This window comes from Ruminococcus sp. 210702-SL.1.03 (assembly GCF_020559915.1).
Lineage (GTDB): Bacteria > Bacillota > Clostridia > Oscillospirales > Ruminococcaceae > YE71.
This window is the reverse complement of record NZ_JAJCLZ010000002.1, coordinates 139,076-153,145: the sequence shown is the minus strand read 5'-3', so window position 1 is coordinate 153,145 and position 14,070 is coordinate 139,076. Positions and strand designations below refer to the sequence as shown.

At 51.4% G+C, this 14,070-nt stretch carries 12 protein-coding genes; all 12 read right to left on the bottom strand.

Annotated elements, in window-relative coordinates; all coding sequences use genetic code 11:
• Positions 1-31 precede the first annotated feature (31 nt).
• Positions 32-1,801 (bottom strand): ABC transporter ATP-binding protein, encoded by a 1,770-nt coding sequence (locus LI114_RS02215; protein WP_227218992.1) that lies wholly within the window; start codon positions 1,799-1,801, stop codon positions 32-34.
• Complete coding sequence (locus LI114_RS02210) at positions 1,802-3,565, bottom strand: ABC transporter ATP-binding protein (protein WP_022127516.1); 1,764 nt, start codon at positions 3,563-3,565, stop codon at positions 1,802-1,804. It lies immediately after the preceding gene.
• Positions 3,566-3,832: 267 nt separating this feature from the next.
• Positions 3,833-4,726, bottom strand: a complete 894-nt coding sequence (locus tag LI114_RS02205; protein WP_227218990.1) for a DMT family transporter — start codon at positions 4,724-4,726, stop codon at positions 3,833-3,835.
• A gap of 122 nt (positions 4,727-4,848) precedes the next feature.
• Complete coding sequence (gene nadC / locus LI114_RS02200; protein ID WP_022126864.1) at positions 4,849-5,691, bottom strand: carboxylating nicotinate-nucleotide diphosphorylase; 843 nt, start codon at positions 5,689-5,691, stop codon at positions 4,849-4,851.
• A gap of 14 nt (positions 5,692-5,705) precedes the next feature.
• Entirely contained in the window at positions 5,706-7,223 is a 1,518-nt protein-coding gene (locus tag LI114_RS02195) for an L-aspartate oxidase (RefSeq protein ID WP_227218988.1), read from the bottom strand.
• Positions 7,224-7,792: 569 nt separating this feature from the next.
• Complete coding sequence (locus LI114_RS02190; RefSeq protein WP_227218987.1) at positions 7,793-8,197, bottom strand: bis(5'-nucleosyl)-tetraphosphatase; 405 nt, start codon at positions 8,195-8,197, stop codon at positions 7,793-7,795.
• 172 nt (positions 8,198-8,369) lie between these two features.
• A complete protein-coding gene (locus tag LI114_RS02185; protein WP_227218985.1) occupies positions 8,370-9,056 on the bottom strand; it encodes a M48 family metallopeptidase in 687 nt (228 codons plus the stop codon).
• Positions 9,057-9,076: 20 nt separating this feature from the next.
• Positions 9,077-9,568 (bottom strand): SH3 domain-containing protein, encoded by a 492-nt coding sequence (locus LI114_RS02180; protein WP_227218983.1) that lies wholly within the window; start codon positions 9,566-9,568, stop codon positions 9,077-9,079.
• Positions 9,569-9,800: 232 nt separating this feature from the next.
• A complete protein-coding gene (locus LI114_RS02175; protein ID WP_227218981.1) occupies positions 9,801-10,346 on the bottom strand; it encodes an SseB family protein in 546 nt (181 codons plus the stop codon).
• Between the two features lie 25 nt (positions 10,347-10,371).
• Positions 10,372-11,349: a glycosyltransferase family 2 protein gene (locus LI114_RS02170; protein ID WP_227218979.1), complete on the bottom strand. Its 978-nt coding sequence runs from the start codon at positions 11,347-11,349 to the stop codon at positions 10,372-10,374.
• A gap of 13 nt (positions 11,350-11,362) precedes the next feature.
• Positions 11,363-12,160, bottom strand: coding sequence for a TatD family hydrolase (locus LI114_RS02165; protein ID WP_227218978.1), 798 nt, complete (start codon positions 12,158-12,160; stop codon positions 11,363-11,365).
• A gap of 147 nt (positions 12,161-12,307) precedes the next feature.
• Entirely contained in the window at positions 12,308-14,041 is a 1,734-nt protein-coding gene (locus tag LI114_RS02160; RefSeq protein ID WP_227218976.1) for an ATP-binding protein, read from the bottom strand.
• Positions 14,042-14,070 lie beyond the last annotated feature (29 nt).

Below are 14,070 nucleotides of genomic sequence, written 5' to 3'. Positions count from 1 at the left end.
TTCGGAGAGCCTTTTGTCATATATATTTATATCAAATATGCTGAGCCGTGTAAAGCTTGTAGTAATCGCCCTTTTTCGCCATAAGTTCTTCGTGAGTGCCGCTTTCGGTAATGCCCTTGTTGTCGATGTACATTATCCTGTCGCAGTTCTTTATGGTGGATAGGCGGTGGGCTATTATGAAAGATGTCCTGCCCTTCAGCAGCTCGTTCAAGCCCTGCTGCAGCAGGCGCTCGGTGCGCGCGTCGATCGAGGAGGTAGCCTCGTCAAGCACAAGTATGCGCGGGTCGGAAAGCAACGTGCGCGCGAAAGATATTAGCTGCTTCTGACCGCCCGAAAGCTTCGAGCCGCGCTCGTTCACCTCAGTAAGGTAGCCATTTTCCATCTCGCTGATGAATTCGTCGGCGCATACCGTGCGGCTTGCGCTTACTATTTCGTCCTTAGTGGCGTCCAGCTTGCCGTAGCGGATATTGTCGAGTATAGTGCCGCTGAAAATAAAGCTGTCCTGCAGCATTATACCCATCTGCGAGCGCAGCGAGTGCAGTGTAGCGGCGCTTATATCCTTGCCGTCTACCGTTATCCTGCCGGAAGATACGTCGTAAAAGCGCGAGATGAGCGAAACTATAGTAGACTTGCCCGCGCCCGTAGGGCCTACCAGCGCGACGCTCTCGCCAGGCTTTACCTCAAAGGAAACGTGCTCGAGTACGTTTTTGCCCTCTTCGTAAGCAAATGTCACGTCCTCAAAGCGTACAGCGCCCTTTATCTCGCCGATGTCCTTCGCGCCCTCTTTATCAGCAATGGTAGCAGGCTCGTCAAGCGTTTCAAATATGCGCTCTAAGTACGCTACGTTGTTGATGAAGTTGTTGAATAGGTTCGAGAGATTCATTATCGGCTGCCAAAAGCTAGAAGCGTAGCTAGTCATAGCGGCGATAGTACCAAGCGTAACGCTCGCGGGGGAGAGCACCAGCAGTCCCACAAAGAATATCGCGGCGCGCACCAGCGTGGATATATTATCCGTAGCGGGCCATACCATATTCGAGTAGGTAACGGCAGTCATCCAGCTCTTGCGGTATTTGTTCGAGAGGCGGTCGAATATTCCCTCGTTCTCCTCCTCGCGGGTGAATATCTGCGTTACCCTAGCGCCGACTATGTTTTCCTGCAAGTATGCGTTCATATTTGAGCTTTTGTTTGAAACGTCCTGCCATGCGCGGCGCTGGCGCTTCTTTATCGCCATCATAACCAGCGCGAATATCGGCACGCCCGAAAGCACCACCAGCGAAAGGCGAACGTCTACAAAGAACATGAATACCATTATGAAAAGCATATTCAGAAACTCGAGTATAACGTTGATAACGCCGTTTGAGAGCATATCGGAGACCGAGTTTACATAGTTTACTACGCGAATAAGTATCTTGCCGTGCGGGCGGTCGTCGTAGTACTGAAAAGGCAGCTCCTGCAAATGCGCGAAGAGGTCTGTTCTAATGTCGAAGATAATATCCTGACCCACTACTGTCATTATGCGCGAGCGGATATTTGAGAAAGCTACCGATACGGCTATCGTGAGCACCAGCAGTCCGCTCAGCAGGAAAAGCTGAGGGATATTTTTCTGCGGTATGGTGTTATCCAGCGCGTACTGCGTGATGAGCGGCGCCAGCAGGCCCGATACCGCCGCGAAAACGCTGAGCACCAGCGCCAGTATCATCTTGCCCTTGTACTTTTTCATGTAAACGAACGAGCGCTTTAGGTGGCGGAAGTCGAACGGCGTTTCAAGAACCTCGTCCACATCGTATCTGTTGCGTGCCATTTACTCCGCCCCCTTTCCGAAGCCTTCGTTTTGCAGGCGGAAAACGTCGTAATAGTAGCCCTTCTGCGCAAGAAGCTGCTCGTGAGTGCCCATTTCTTTTATCTTTCCGTCCTCTAAAATTATTATCTTGTCGGCGTCCTTGGTGGATGATATGCGCTGCGCTATGATTATCTTAGTGCATGGGAAATCCAGTGTGCGCAGGCTTTCCTGTATGTGCTTTTCCGTTTCCATATCCACCGCCGAAGTGGTGTCGTCGAGTATCAGCACGGCGGGCTTTATAGCCAGCGCGCGTGCGAGCGATATACGCTGCTTCTGACCGCCCGAAAGACCCACGCCGCGCTCGCCTATCAGCGTTTCGTACCCCTCCGGCATCTTGCTGACAAAGCCGTCCGCCGCCGCAAGCTTGGCGTAGTGCTTCACGTCCTCTTCGGGCATTGAAGAATCGCCGTAAGCTATGTTGCCGTCTATGGTATCAGAATACAGCAGAACGTCCTGCGTAGCCATGCCTATGTTCTTGCGAAGCTGAGAGAGCTTTCGCATACGCACGTTAACGCCGTCTACCAGCACCTCGCCGCCCGCGGTGTCGTAAAAGCGGGGGATAAGGTTTATCAGCGTAGTCTTGCCCGAGCCTGTTTCGCCCATTATCGCTACCGTTTCTCCAGGCGCGATGTGGAAGCTAATATCCTCCAGCACTGTTTTATTGCCGTACTTGAAGCTTACGTTTTTAAACTCTACCTCGCCGCGCAGTCTGCCGTCAATATCCTCGGCGTCGTCGCGGTCTACTATCTTCGGCTGAGAGTAGTATATCTCGATTATCTTCATGGCGGAAGCCATAAAGCGCTGAAGGTCGTTGACGTACATACCCAAATTTCTTACGGGGTTCGATATAGCCCAGATAAGTCCTGAGATAGCTATATACTGACCCATAGTAAGGCTGCCCTTTATAAGGAAGATACCGCCGCCCAGCAGCATCACTACCGAAAGCACGTTCGCCAGCGTTTCCATATACGGCGAATATTTCAGCCACATCAGCGAAGCTTTCTTGTTCGCTTCCGAATACTCGCGGTTCGCCTTGCCGAATTTCTCTATCTCGAAATCTTCGCGCGCGAATGCTTTTACAACGCGGTTGCCCGAGATATTCTCCTGCGCGTCGGTATTCAGCTTCGAGAGTTTTTCGCGAAGCTCAACGTAAACGGGGCCGGCTACTTTTTTGAACATAACCGTTATCACGAAGATAAAGGGCGTTACCGCGAAGAGCATCAGCGCCATCTTCCAGTTTATGATAAAGAAATACACCATCGAGGCGGTGAAGAGCGAGAGCGATTCCACAATGCCCTTGAATACCCAAGATACCGCGTGGCGAACCATATCGAGGTCGCCTGTCAGGCGGGTCATAAGGTCGCCCGTGCGGTTCTTATCGTAAAAATCCATATCCTGCCGCTGAACGCGCTGAAAAAGGCGGTTGCGTATCTTGTATATCATGCCCTGCGAAGATATTTCGTAGGTCATGTTGCAGGAATACTGGCAGACCGTGCGCAGCAGCGTAAAGCCTATCATGCCCACCAGCAGCATTATAAAGCCGTGCTTATCCGCCTGCAAATTCGCGGCGGCGTTTTCGCCCGTGATGTATGTATCTACTATCTTCGAGCTGAAATACGGCGTTGTGAGATACAGCGCGTTGCAAGCGAGCGAGAGCACCAGCGCCGCGATGTATATTTTCCTATACCCTTTCAGATTGTGCCACAGCCATTGTATCTGAAACATATCACTCTTCCTCCTCATCTTTCAACATCTTTTACTCAGCCTAATTATATAAATATTTGAAATAAAAAAATTTAAGGCTAATTGGTATTATATACTTTTTGCTCGGGTATGTCAAGGGGGTGCGGCAAATTATTTTGACGTTATATATGAAGAATTTTCAGGGGCTTTAGAGGGCGCGGTTGTAGCTTTTCGACAAATTATTACAAAATCAAAACCATTTGTAGTATATAAAAATAAGTAAACGTTTTCGCTTGATATGCAATTATTTTATTCTGACTTTAACACCTTTCGCAGAGCCGCCGCCGTAAGGATGATGCCCGCCGCCTGCACAGCCGTCAGCCGCTCGCCGAAAAATACATACCCCACCGCCGCCGATGTCAGCGGCTCGGCGAACGCCAGCGCGGAAGCAGTAGAACCGCTCAGCCTGCCGAGCGAAGCGGTGTAAAGCAGATAGGGCAGCAGCGTGAATATCAGCGCGAAAGCCGCAAGCGCCGCCACTCCCCTGCCCTGCGCCGCGCCAACTATGTGCCCCACGCTGACAAAAGGCGTTAGCGCGCAGCTCGCGATGAAAAACGTGTACGCCATAAAGACCTCGGCGCTGTACCGCCGCGCCGCCAATCGTCCAAATACTGTATAAAGCGCGTATCCGAAGCCCGAGCCCGCCCCCGCCGCCGCGCCTTTCAGCGTTATCGGCATATCAGAAGAATAGCCGGAGAGTGCGCCGCTGACCATCACGCAGCCGATGAATGCCGCCGCCAGCGCGCCCAGCCTGCCCGCCGTGAGCCGCTCGCCAAACACCCCCGCCGATATGCCCGCCACAAAAAACGGCGCGGTGTATAGGAAAACGCTCGAGACCGCCAACGGCAGGGTCTTTTGCGTGTAAAAGTAACAGACGTTGAAAAACACCACGCTCGCCAACCCCGAGCCTAGAAATATCCATAGGTCGCGCAGGCGTATGCGCAGGCTTCCCCCGCAGCAGAGCGCCATTGCCGCCGCCCCGATGAAAGCCGCCGCCGAGCGCACGAATGTCAGCTCCACTGCCGTAAGCCCCAGCCTGCCCAGCGGCCGCACCGCCAGCCCGATAAATCCCCAAAGCACCGCCGCCGCGAGCGCCATCGCCCCGCCCGTCCTCGCCCGCATTTTGTCTTCGATCTCCGCCATTCAAAGCCCTCCGATAGTCATGTTCATATATAAAATGTATGAAACAAGCGGCGGGATATGCCTTTAGGGTGCAAAAAAGGGCGGATATTCTCCGCCCTCCGAATAAATATTCTGTTTGAAAATTACTCTTTCAACATCTTCATCGAGATGTCGAAAGCCTTTACCGAGTGGGTAAGCGCACCCATCGAGATTATGTCAACGCCCGTCTGCGCGATGGCCTTTATCGTTTCCTCGGTAACGTTGCCCGAAGCTTCCAGCTTAGCCTTGCCGTCGGTTATCTTTACCGCCTCAGCCATCTGCTCGCAGCTCATGTTGTCGAGCATTATTATCTCGCAGCCTGCCGCCAGCGCCTCTTTCAGCTCCTCCAGCGTGCCGACCTCTACTTCTATCTTCACTGTGTGGCCCATCTTTTCGCGCAGTGCGTTCACCGCCGCGGTTATCGAGCCATAAGCGTCGAGGTGAGTGTCTTTCAGCATAGCGCAGTCGGAAAGATTATAGCGGTGATTTTTGCCGCCGCCGACTGTTACCGCGTATTTCTGGAAAATGCGCAGTCCCGGCAGGGTCTTTCGGGTATCCGCAACGCTCGCGCGCGTGCCCTCTACCAGTTTCACGCACTTATTGGTAGCCGTAGCTATGCCGGACATATGCTGCAAAATATTGAGCGCGGTGCGTTCGCCTTTAAGCAGAGCGCGTGTGTGGGCGGTCATCCTCGCGATTATATCGCCCTTTTTCACCTCTTCGCCGTCGTGTATCAGCACCTCAAAGGTCGCCGTGGGGTCGAGCAAGGTGAAAACTCTCAGCGCTATCTCTATTCCGCAGAGCACGCCCTCAGCTTTCGCAACGTACTGCGCGGTGTTTACCTTATCCTCGTCCACAAGGTAGTCCGTGGTAACGTCGATGTAATTTATATCCTCCGCCAGCGCGGTCTTTATCATATCGTCAATCTGAAACTGCATCAATCTCATATCGTTCTCCTCCGTTAATATCTGTCCTCATCGGGGGCTTCGAATATAGGCATATTCGGCAGCTCCTCGCTCTCAGAGCATATCTTGAAAGCTTCAGTGAGTATTATGTACGCCACGGTAGCAAGGCTGCGCGCCTCTACATAGTCGCGGTTTATCTCAAAAACGCCGTTATCCAGCACGGTGAGTATATCCGTAACCTGCTCCAGCCCGTTCATAAGCTCGTCCACATTCGGGATAACGAAATAGGTGTTCTGCATTATAGCGCGTATCTGCGTTCTGTAACCGTGAGGTATCTTCGGCGCGTTTTCGTGCAGGTCGAAGATGTGCGGCGCGTAAGCTTTTGGCGCGGTCTTTGCCTTTTCGTTTATATCGGCGGCGGCGCGGCGCGAGAAAACGTGCGCTTCCAGCAGCGAGTTGCTCGCCAAACGGTTGTTTCCGTGAACGCCCGTGCAGGAGCATTCTCCGCAGGCGTACAGGTCGGGGATAGTTGTGCGCGCGTAAGTATCTACCTTTATGCCGCCCATCAGGTAATGCTGGCAGGGGTATATCGGTATCATATCGGTAGTCATATCTATTCCGACATCTTTCAGATTTTTATAGATCATCGGGAAGCGGTTTCTGATAAATTCGGGATCTTTGTGGGTAATATCGAGGTAGAAATTCTTGCTGCCTGTTCTGTTAGCCTCAAAGATTATCGAGTGCGAAACTACGTCGCGCGGAGCAAGCTCCAGCCTTTTATCGTAATGCTGCATAAAGCGCTCGCCGTTACAGTTTTTCAGATAAGCACCCTCGCCGCGCACCGCTTCGGATATAAGGAAGCACTCGCGGGTATGGTGGTCATTGAAGGCCGTGGGGTGGAACTGTATGTAGCTGAGATTCTTTATCTCAGCGCCCAGGCGGTAAGCCATAGCTATTCCGTCGCCCGTAGCGATAGCGGAATTGGTGGTGTATTCATAAACTCTGCCTATACCGCCGGTAGCCAGTATAGCGAAGTGGCTGTTTGCGGTAATGTATTCGCCGTCCTTCAGCATCAAAAATGAGAAGCCGGTAGGGGTCTTAGCCATATCGCAGACCAGCGTATTTTCCCATATAGTAACGTTCGGCAGCTTCTTTACAGTTTCCAGCAGGGTAGTTTCTATCTCAAAGCCGGTAGAGTCAGCGTGGTGGAAAATGCGGTGCATACCGTGGCCGCCCTCGAGCGTGCGGTGGTAATCGCCGTCCTCTTTTTTATCAAAATCCGCGCCCAGCTCTATCAGTTTGCCGATGTCGATGCAGGCTTCGTTTACCAGCACATCGGTAGCGGCGGGGTCGTTTTCAAAGCCGCCTGCCACAAAAGTATCGTGCTTATGCTTTTCGGGGGAATCAGCCGGCGATCTGTAAACGCCTGCAATACCGCCCTGTGCGAGAGAGGAGTTGCAGAGTGTAAGCTCGCGCTTAGCGATAACGAGAACGTTCAGGTCGCGCGAAAGATTGTAAGCGCCGTAAAGACCCGCAGCGCCCGCGCCGCATATAATGACGTCAAAGTTATTCATTACTACATCATTCCTTTTTACCGCCCCGCGGCGTGTCTGTCAAGCGGGGCAAGTTTACTTCATCTTAGCATAACCTTTACAAGATATACTTATTTTATGATAGCATATTCCCGCGTCTATTTCAACAGATATTTTGTTAATAATTCATTTTGCGACAAAAAAAGAGAGCCGATGCTCCCCACGTTTGACAAATATCGACAAGTATGCTATAATAATTTCAAGGCGTACTGCAAAAACGGTAGGCGGTTCAAATCTTCCTCCAGAAATGGAGGTGAGCTTTATGAGCGTGACGGATATAGTAGCAATACTTACTTTGGTCATTAACATAATCAGACTTGTGTTTGATATGAGCAATAATAAAAAGAAATAACCGCCCCCACTGCCAATAGGTCGGTTATTCTTATAACTTTTTCCTTATGGAGGTGAACCGCTTACAGCAGTGCGCCTCTTTGTTATCTTAATTATAACACGCTGCGCTCGGTTTGTCAAGCAGCGCAGCAGTTTTTGCAAAAAAATCGGAGAGCCGCCGGCTTACGGCAGTTCCCCTGACTTTGATTACGGATTATGGATTACGGTATCCATTTCTTGGCTTTGTTGACTATACATCTGTCGTTGTCATACGCCAGCATATCTGCCGCTAAGTTTATCTCTACCCATTTTGCTTCCGCTATCTCGTTTTCCTGCGGTACCAGCGGGCCGCTCTTCGCTTTTGCTATAAAATAAACTACCACTTTCTGCGTATCCTTCTTCGGACTGTATGTCACAAGTTCCCTAAATGTGGGGTCTACCAGCACGTCGATCCCCGTTTCCTCCTTGATCTCGCGCATCGCCGTCTGCACTTCCGTTTCGCCGTTTTCTACATGGCCTTTCGGAAACGACCAGTGCCCGCTGTTTATGTGCTTTATCAGCAGGATCTCGGTATTGCCGTGATATTTTCTGTAAACTATCCCACCGCAGGATTTCTCATGCAGCATTTACAGGATCCCTTTCCTCTAAGATTTTAAACACTGCGGCTGCCCGCAGCATTTCAATTAATATTATTATATCACATTTTTTTATGTCTGTCTACCGCATACAGCTTTCAGATGAATTTTTGTGCAATATGACGAAAAAACGGAGCTTCGGTAAAAAGCTCCGCTATGTTTTTTAGTGTTTCATCCGCTCGCGCAGCGCCTTGTAGTCGGGGCAGCAGCTTGCTACCAGCCGCCAAAATTCCTCGCCGTGGTTCATGTGCTTTAGGTGGCAAAGCTCGTGCACTACCACATAGTCGATACACTTTTGCTCAAAGCATACCACGTCTACGTTTATCGAGATGCTGCCGTTTGACGAGCAGCTTCCCCAGCGCGATGTCATTTTTTTGAGCGTTACCTTTTTCGGGTAAAGCCCCAGTATAGGCGAATATTTATCGAAAGCCGCCTTTACGCACTTTTCACAAAATGCCGCCGCGTAACGCATGAAAAGCCTGCCCGCTTCGCTCTCATTCATCTGCGGCGATATATACACCGTCAGCGCGTTTTCGGTGAGCAGCGGCTCGCGGTACTCCGCCGAGTGCTCTATTATTAGCTGCCGCTTTCTGCCCAGCAGCGAAAAGTTCTCGCCGCTGTAAAAGCCCTGAGGCATACGCGAACGCTCTTCGCTCTGTTTCAGCTTTTCAATTATCCAGCTTTCGTGAGCTTTCAGCATCTCTTCCGCCGCACGCTGCGAGCCGGTCATAGGCAGGCGCACAGTTATCACCCCGTCTTTTATACAGAGGTATCCGTTTGAGCGTTTTCCTATATCGAGCATATAGTCGGTCTTTACGCCGCCCAGCTCGGTGCTGCAAAGCTTTTTCATTTATCCTCGCCTTTTAGATCTTACTGTAAATAGCCGTTCCAGATCCAGCCTTCGTAATCGTAGTAAGAAACGTGAACGTATTCCGAGTCAGAGGGGCGCTCTATTATCGTTACAGTTTCGCCGCCATTTATCGAAAGTATCGGGTCGCTGTTCTGATCGTTAGAGGCGCGCAGATATGCGGTCTGGGTCAGGGTAGCGGTCTCGCCGGTGCTATCAGCCGCCGAGCTGCTCTCTTCCGCCTGCGAGTCAGCAGTGCTTTCGGCAGCGGTGCTGGTGTCGGCGTCTGCGGCGGAGGATTCGTCCTTCTTGTCAGGCTTTGAGGTAACTACCTGTGCCTGCGAGGATTTCGTTCCTGTGTAAACGCCCTCGGGGGTGGAGTCGTTATTAGAGGGGAAAAGGCTTTTCGCGAGTATGAGTATAACGCACACTACAAAAACGCCCACTACTATTACCGCCGCGATGCCCGCGACTGTAAGCTTTTCCGTTGGTTTGTAATTTTTTTCATTGCTCATAAGATCAAATCCTTTATTTTGTATGATGGTATAGCCATTGTAATACACTTCTATTATACCCCATTTTCCCTCGTTTGTCAACTGCTTTAGTCAAAACTGTCTAAAAAATTTGCAGATAAAAAGCGATTTTTATTGAATTGTAAAATAATTCTGACAAAAGGGCAATAAAAAAAGGCGCACCGCTTGCAAAAAAAACTGCGCGGCGCACCTCGTTGTGTGCATATTGGGATTATTATTCAGCGCTTCCCTCGCCCTCGGATGCAGAGGTCATGGTAATGCCCTGCGCCTCAGCCTGCTCTTTAGCCTTTTCAGCCTCGTGCTGCTGGCGGTGCTTGATAAGCTGCTGCTTGATCTGGTCGAGCATAGCCTTGGGGAAAGGCAGGTTTGTGGTCATGGGGTTGATGACAAAGCCCGCTACGTTCGGGGTCTGCTCGGTGAGCTGGGCGATATCGGAAAACTTCATTCTTACAGGCTGGAAGCCGTCGTTGTTCTGAAGTTTCTCAAAAGCCTCGCTGTCGGTGAATACGGGGAAGAAAGTGCCGTTGGTCTTGTGCTTTACCAGCATAAACTTTGCCTGCGGCTTGTCCTCGAACTTTAGGTGGTTCTCCTTATCCTGTATCAGCTGAGTATTTTTGTTGATGATAGCGGGTACTACATATGTACCTCTCAGCGCGAGGTTTATCACCTTGCTCTGGGTCTGTACGTTAAAGTCAGCTCTCATTGCGTCGATAGCTTCCAGCAGCTCGTCGTTGCGGATAGCGTTTTCATTTTCTGCCATGTTATTCAAAACTCCTTTAAATTTATTACTCGTTCTCTTCGAGATTTGTTTCTATGATATATTTAGGTCTTGATTTTGTTTCAAGATATATCTTGCCTATATATTCGCCGATAACGCCTATCGCCAAAAGCTGCAAGCCGCCCAGCGCCCATACCGATACCACGGTGGTAGTCCAGCCGTGTACCGTCCTGCCCATTATGTGTATAACTAGGAAGTAGATGAGCATTATTATCGAGATAAAGAATATGCCTATGCCCAGCGTGGTGATAAATCTTATCGGCTTTATCGAGAGCGAGGTTATGCCCTCTACCGCGAATGAGATCATCTTTTTCAGCGGGTATTTCGACTCGCCCGCCTGACGCGCCGCGCGCTCGTATGTCACGATGTCGGTCTTGAAGCCTATCATAGGCACTATGCCACGCAGGAAGAGGTTCACTTCCTTGAAATTTTCCAGCTCTTCCACCGCGCGCTTGCTCATCATGCGGTAATCGGCGTGGTTGTAGGTTATCTCTACGCCCATGTGCTCCAGCAGTTTATAGTAGCTCTGCGCCGTCCAGCGCTTGAAGCCCGTATCCGTTTCGCGGGAGGAGCGCACGCCGTAAACTATCTCGCAGCCCTCTGCGCGCTTATCGAGAAAGCCGTCTATCGCGTTTATATCGTCCTGCAAGTCGGCGTCCATAGAAACTATTATGTCGGCGTAATTTTTAGCGGTCATTAGTCCCGCAAGAAGCGCGTTTTGGTGACCCTTGTTGCGCGAAAGCTTTAGTCCCGTAAAAAGCTCGCATGAGCGGTGCAGGCGCTCGATTATCTGCCAAGTCTTGTCCTTAGAGCCGTCGTCTACGAACATCACCTTGCTTGCGGGCGAGATCCTGCCGTCTGCTATGAGGGTGTCGAGCTTTTTTACAAGCGCCCTAGCCGTTATCGGCAGCATCTCCTCTTCGTTGTAGCAGGGTATCACTATATACATTATCTCTGCGCTGTTGGTTGTTTTGTTCTCTTCCATTTTGCTGTTCCTCCTATATATCAAATAGTCTGCGTGCATTCTCGTTTGTAATGTCTATGAGCTGCTGTGCAGGCACGCCGCTCAGCGTTTCCGCCGCGCGGGCTATTTTTGCTATCATGCTGCTGTTGCACCTTTTGCCGCGAAAAGGCTCGGGCGCCATGTACGGGCAGTCTGTTTCAAAAAGCAATCTGTCGGCAGGCACTACTGCGAAAGCCCGCTTCGCTTTTTTCGCGTTTTTAAATGTGAGCACGCCTGTAAAGCCTATGTACAGCCCCATATCAAGAAGCTGTTCAGCCGTTTCCGCCGAGCCGCTGAAACAGTGCACCACGCCTTTCGGCTTGTGCTCGCGCATTATCGCGAGGTGGTCTTCCGTAGCGTCGCGGACGTGCATTATCACGGGCAGGCCAAGCTCCGCCGCAAGCTCAAGCTGACGCTCAAAAAGCTTTATCTGCGCCGCGCGGTCGTACCCATCGTAATGATAATCAAGCCCCACCTCGCCAACTGCTTTTACTTTAGCGTTTTCCAGTGCCAGCACACGCAGCTTTTCGGCATATTCGGGGTCTAAATTTTCCATATTCTCGGGGTGTATGCCTACCGATGTGTAGTAATTACGATAAGCCCCCGCCGTCTTTATGCCGTACTCTGCCGAAGCGAGGTCGGTGCAGGCGTGCATAAGAAAGCTCACGGGCGATTCTGCCGAGAGCATATCCCCCAGCAGCTCGGCGCGGTCGCCGTCGAAAGCTGTATCGTCGTAATGGCAGTGCGAATCGAAAATGCCGCTCAGCCCGTCCTGCAAAATATCCGCGTGCATATCCCGCACCCGCCTTTCTGTCAACCTATACTATATTATTATAACACACTTCAAAAACTTTGTAAAGAGATTGCAAATATTTTTTTCATGAAAAAATTTTCACATAAAAAGCGAACGCCGATATTTTCATCAGCGTCCGCAGCAATATTATTCTTCCTCGGCGTCATCGTGCGAATAAGGTATGAATACCGTAATAGCCGTACCCTTGCCGAGCGCGCTCTTTATATCCAGCGTACCGCCGTGCAGACCCACGATGTGCTTAACTATCGAAAGGCCCAGACCCGTGCCGCCGGTTTCTTTCGAGCGGCTCTTGTCCACGCGGTAAAAGCGCTCGAAAACGCGCTCGCGGTCGGCCTCGCTTATGCCTATCCCGTCGTCCGCCACCTCTATCTGCGCGCCCTTTTCCAGAGCCTTTATGGTGGTGCGAACGTGTCCGCCCTCGTGGTTGTACTTGATGGAGTTGTCCATAAGATTAAGCAGCATCTCCACAAGGTAGCTGCGGTCGCCCGTTACCGATACTTCCTCGCCCGAAACAGCTATCTCTATTCCGTGCGTTTCCGCCTTGTTCGCCAATATCTCCTCGCAGTCGCGCGCCGCGGCGAGCAGATTTACTTGCTCCATATGCGAGCGGCTGTTTTCGTCCTCTATCTCCGAAAGGCGGATTATATCGTTTATCAGCGAAAGCAGGCGCTCAGACTCGCGGTAGATCGTGCCGCCGTAGCGCTTTATGTCGTCCGCGCCGGTGATGATTCCGTTTTCCATCATCTCGCCGAAGCCCTTTATCGTGGTCAGCGGCGTTTTCAGCTCGTGAGATACGTTTGCCGAGAAATCGCGGCGTATCTCCTCGCTTCTCAGGCTTTCGGTGACGTTCGCGAGTATTATAACTATGCCGAATTTGCCCGCGTACTCGGTCTTGTTGAGGAAAGTCCTCCAGCTTTGGTCGCCCATCTTGATTATCCCGCGCGCCGAATTGCTGTCGTGCAGCCCCTCGAGCAGCGACCATAGCTGCGGCTCGGTGGTGAAATCGTAGAGCTTCATTTTTGAAGCGGGGTCGTAATTCGGGTTGAATAGCTGTAAAGCCGTGCGATTCACCGAAAGCACGGTGTTGTCAGAGTCGAGCAAGATCATGCCCTCCGCCATTTTTTCGGTGATGAGCGAGAATTTCTCTTTCTCTTTTTTCAGCCTGCGGACTATGCGGTGCGTTTCGTCGAGCAGCTTTTCAGCCGTTTCCGCCACCGGCTCAAGTTCTTCGTAAACGTTGCCCTTATCCAGCTTTTCCGCAGCCTCGCCGTCCGTTTCGCTCTCGCCCGAGAGGTCGAAGCGGCGCACCAGCTCGTGTATCGGGCGCATCACGTTTTCCGAAAGCTTTATCGAGATGACGGTAGCTATCACCAGCAGTATGCCCACCGCGCAGATAAGCAGCGCGAATACCGAGCCTACTATCGTTATCATGCTGCTGCGGGTGCGCGCCAAACGCAGCACGCCGCCGTGGTAGGCTATCGCGTAGTAGCAGCAGGTCTTATCCAGCGTTTCCGAAAGGCGCTCGTCCTCGCCCTCGCCTTCTTTCAGCGCCTGCTTCACCTCTTGGCGGTCGGCGTGGTTATCCATATCGACTATGTCCTCGTCGCTGTCGAAGACCACCTTGCCGGCAGAGTCGATAAAAGTAACGCGAATATGGTACTCCTCCACCGTTTTGTCTATCTTATCGCCTATTACGGCGGGGTCGGCGTCGGTCATAGCGATTATATTCGCCGTATTGCGCAGCTCTGAAAAAGCCGCCCCGCGGTATGTATGGTAGCAAATAAACACCACCACCCCCGCAAATATCGTCAGCGCGCTGCACACCAGCAGCATCATGCTGGTGAATAGCTTTTTCTGCATTTTCCATCATCTCCCGAAAATTTATGGAT

Coding starts and splice junctions, on each gene's coding strand:
- nadC (WP_022126864.1), bottom strand. CDS start 5,691: ATGAGATTGATGCAGTTTCAGATTGACGATATGATAAAGACCGCGCTG.
- LI114_RS02190 (WP_227218987.1), bottom strand. CDS start 8,197: ATGCTGCATGAGAAATCCTGCGGTGGGATAGTTTACAGAAAATATCAC.
- LI114_RS02185 (WP_227218985.1), bottom strand. CDS start 9,056: ATGAAAAAGCTTTGCAGCACCGAGCTGGGCGGCGTAAAGACCGACTAT.
- LI114_RS02180 (WP_227218983.1), bottom strand. CDS start 9,568: ATGAGCAATGAAAAAAATTACAAACCAACGGAAAAGCTTACAGTCGCG.
- LI114_RS02205 (WP_227218990.1), bottom strand. CDS start 4,726: ATGGCGGAGATCGAAGACAAAATGCGGGCGAGGACGGGCGGGGCGATG.
- LI114_RS02210 (WP_022127516.1), bottom strand. CDS start 3,565: ATGTTTCAGATACAATGGCTGTGGCACAATCTGAAAGGGTATAGGAAA.
- LI114_RS02160 (WP_227218976.1), bottom strand. CDS start 14,041: ATGCAGAAAAAGCTATTCACCAGCATGATGCTGCTGGTGTGCAGCGCG.
- LI114_RS02195 (WP_227218988.1), bottom strand. CDS start 7,223: ATGAATAACTTTGACGTCATTATATGCGGCGCGGGCGCTGCGGGTCTT.
- LI114_RS02170 (WP_227218979.1), bottom strand. CDS start 11,349: ATGGAAGAGAACAAAACAACCAACAGCGCAGAGATAATGTATATAGTG.
- LI114_RS02175 (WP_227218981.1), bottom strand. CDS start 10,346: ATGGCAGAAAATGAAAACGCTATCCGCAACGACGAGCTGCTGGAAGCT.
- LI114_RS02215 (WP_227218992.1), bottom strand. CDS start 1,801: ATGGCACGCAACAGATACGATGTGGACGAGGTTCTTGAAACGCCGTTC.
- LI114_RS02165 (WP_227218978.1), bottom strand. CDS start 12,160: ATGCACGCGGATATTTTGCAGGACGGGCTGAGCGGCATTTTCGATTCG.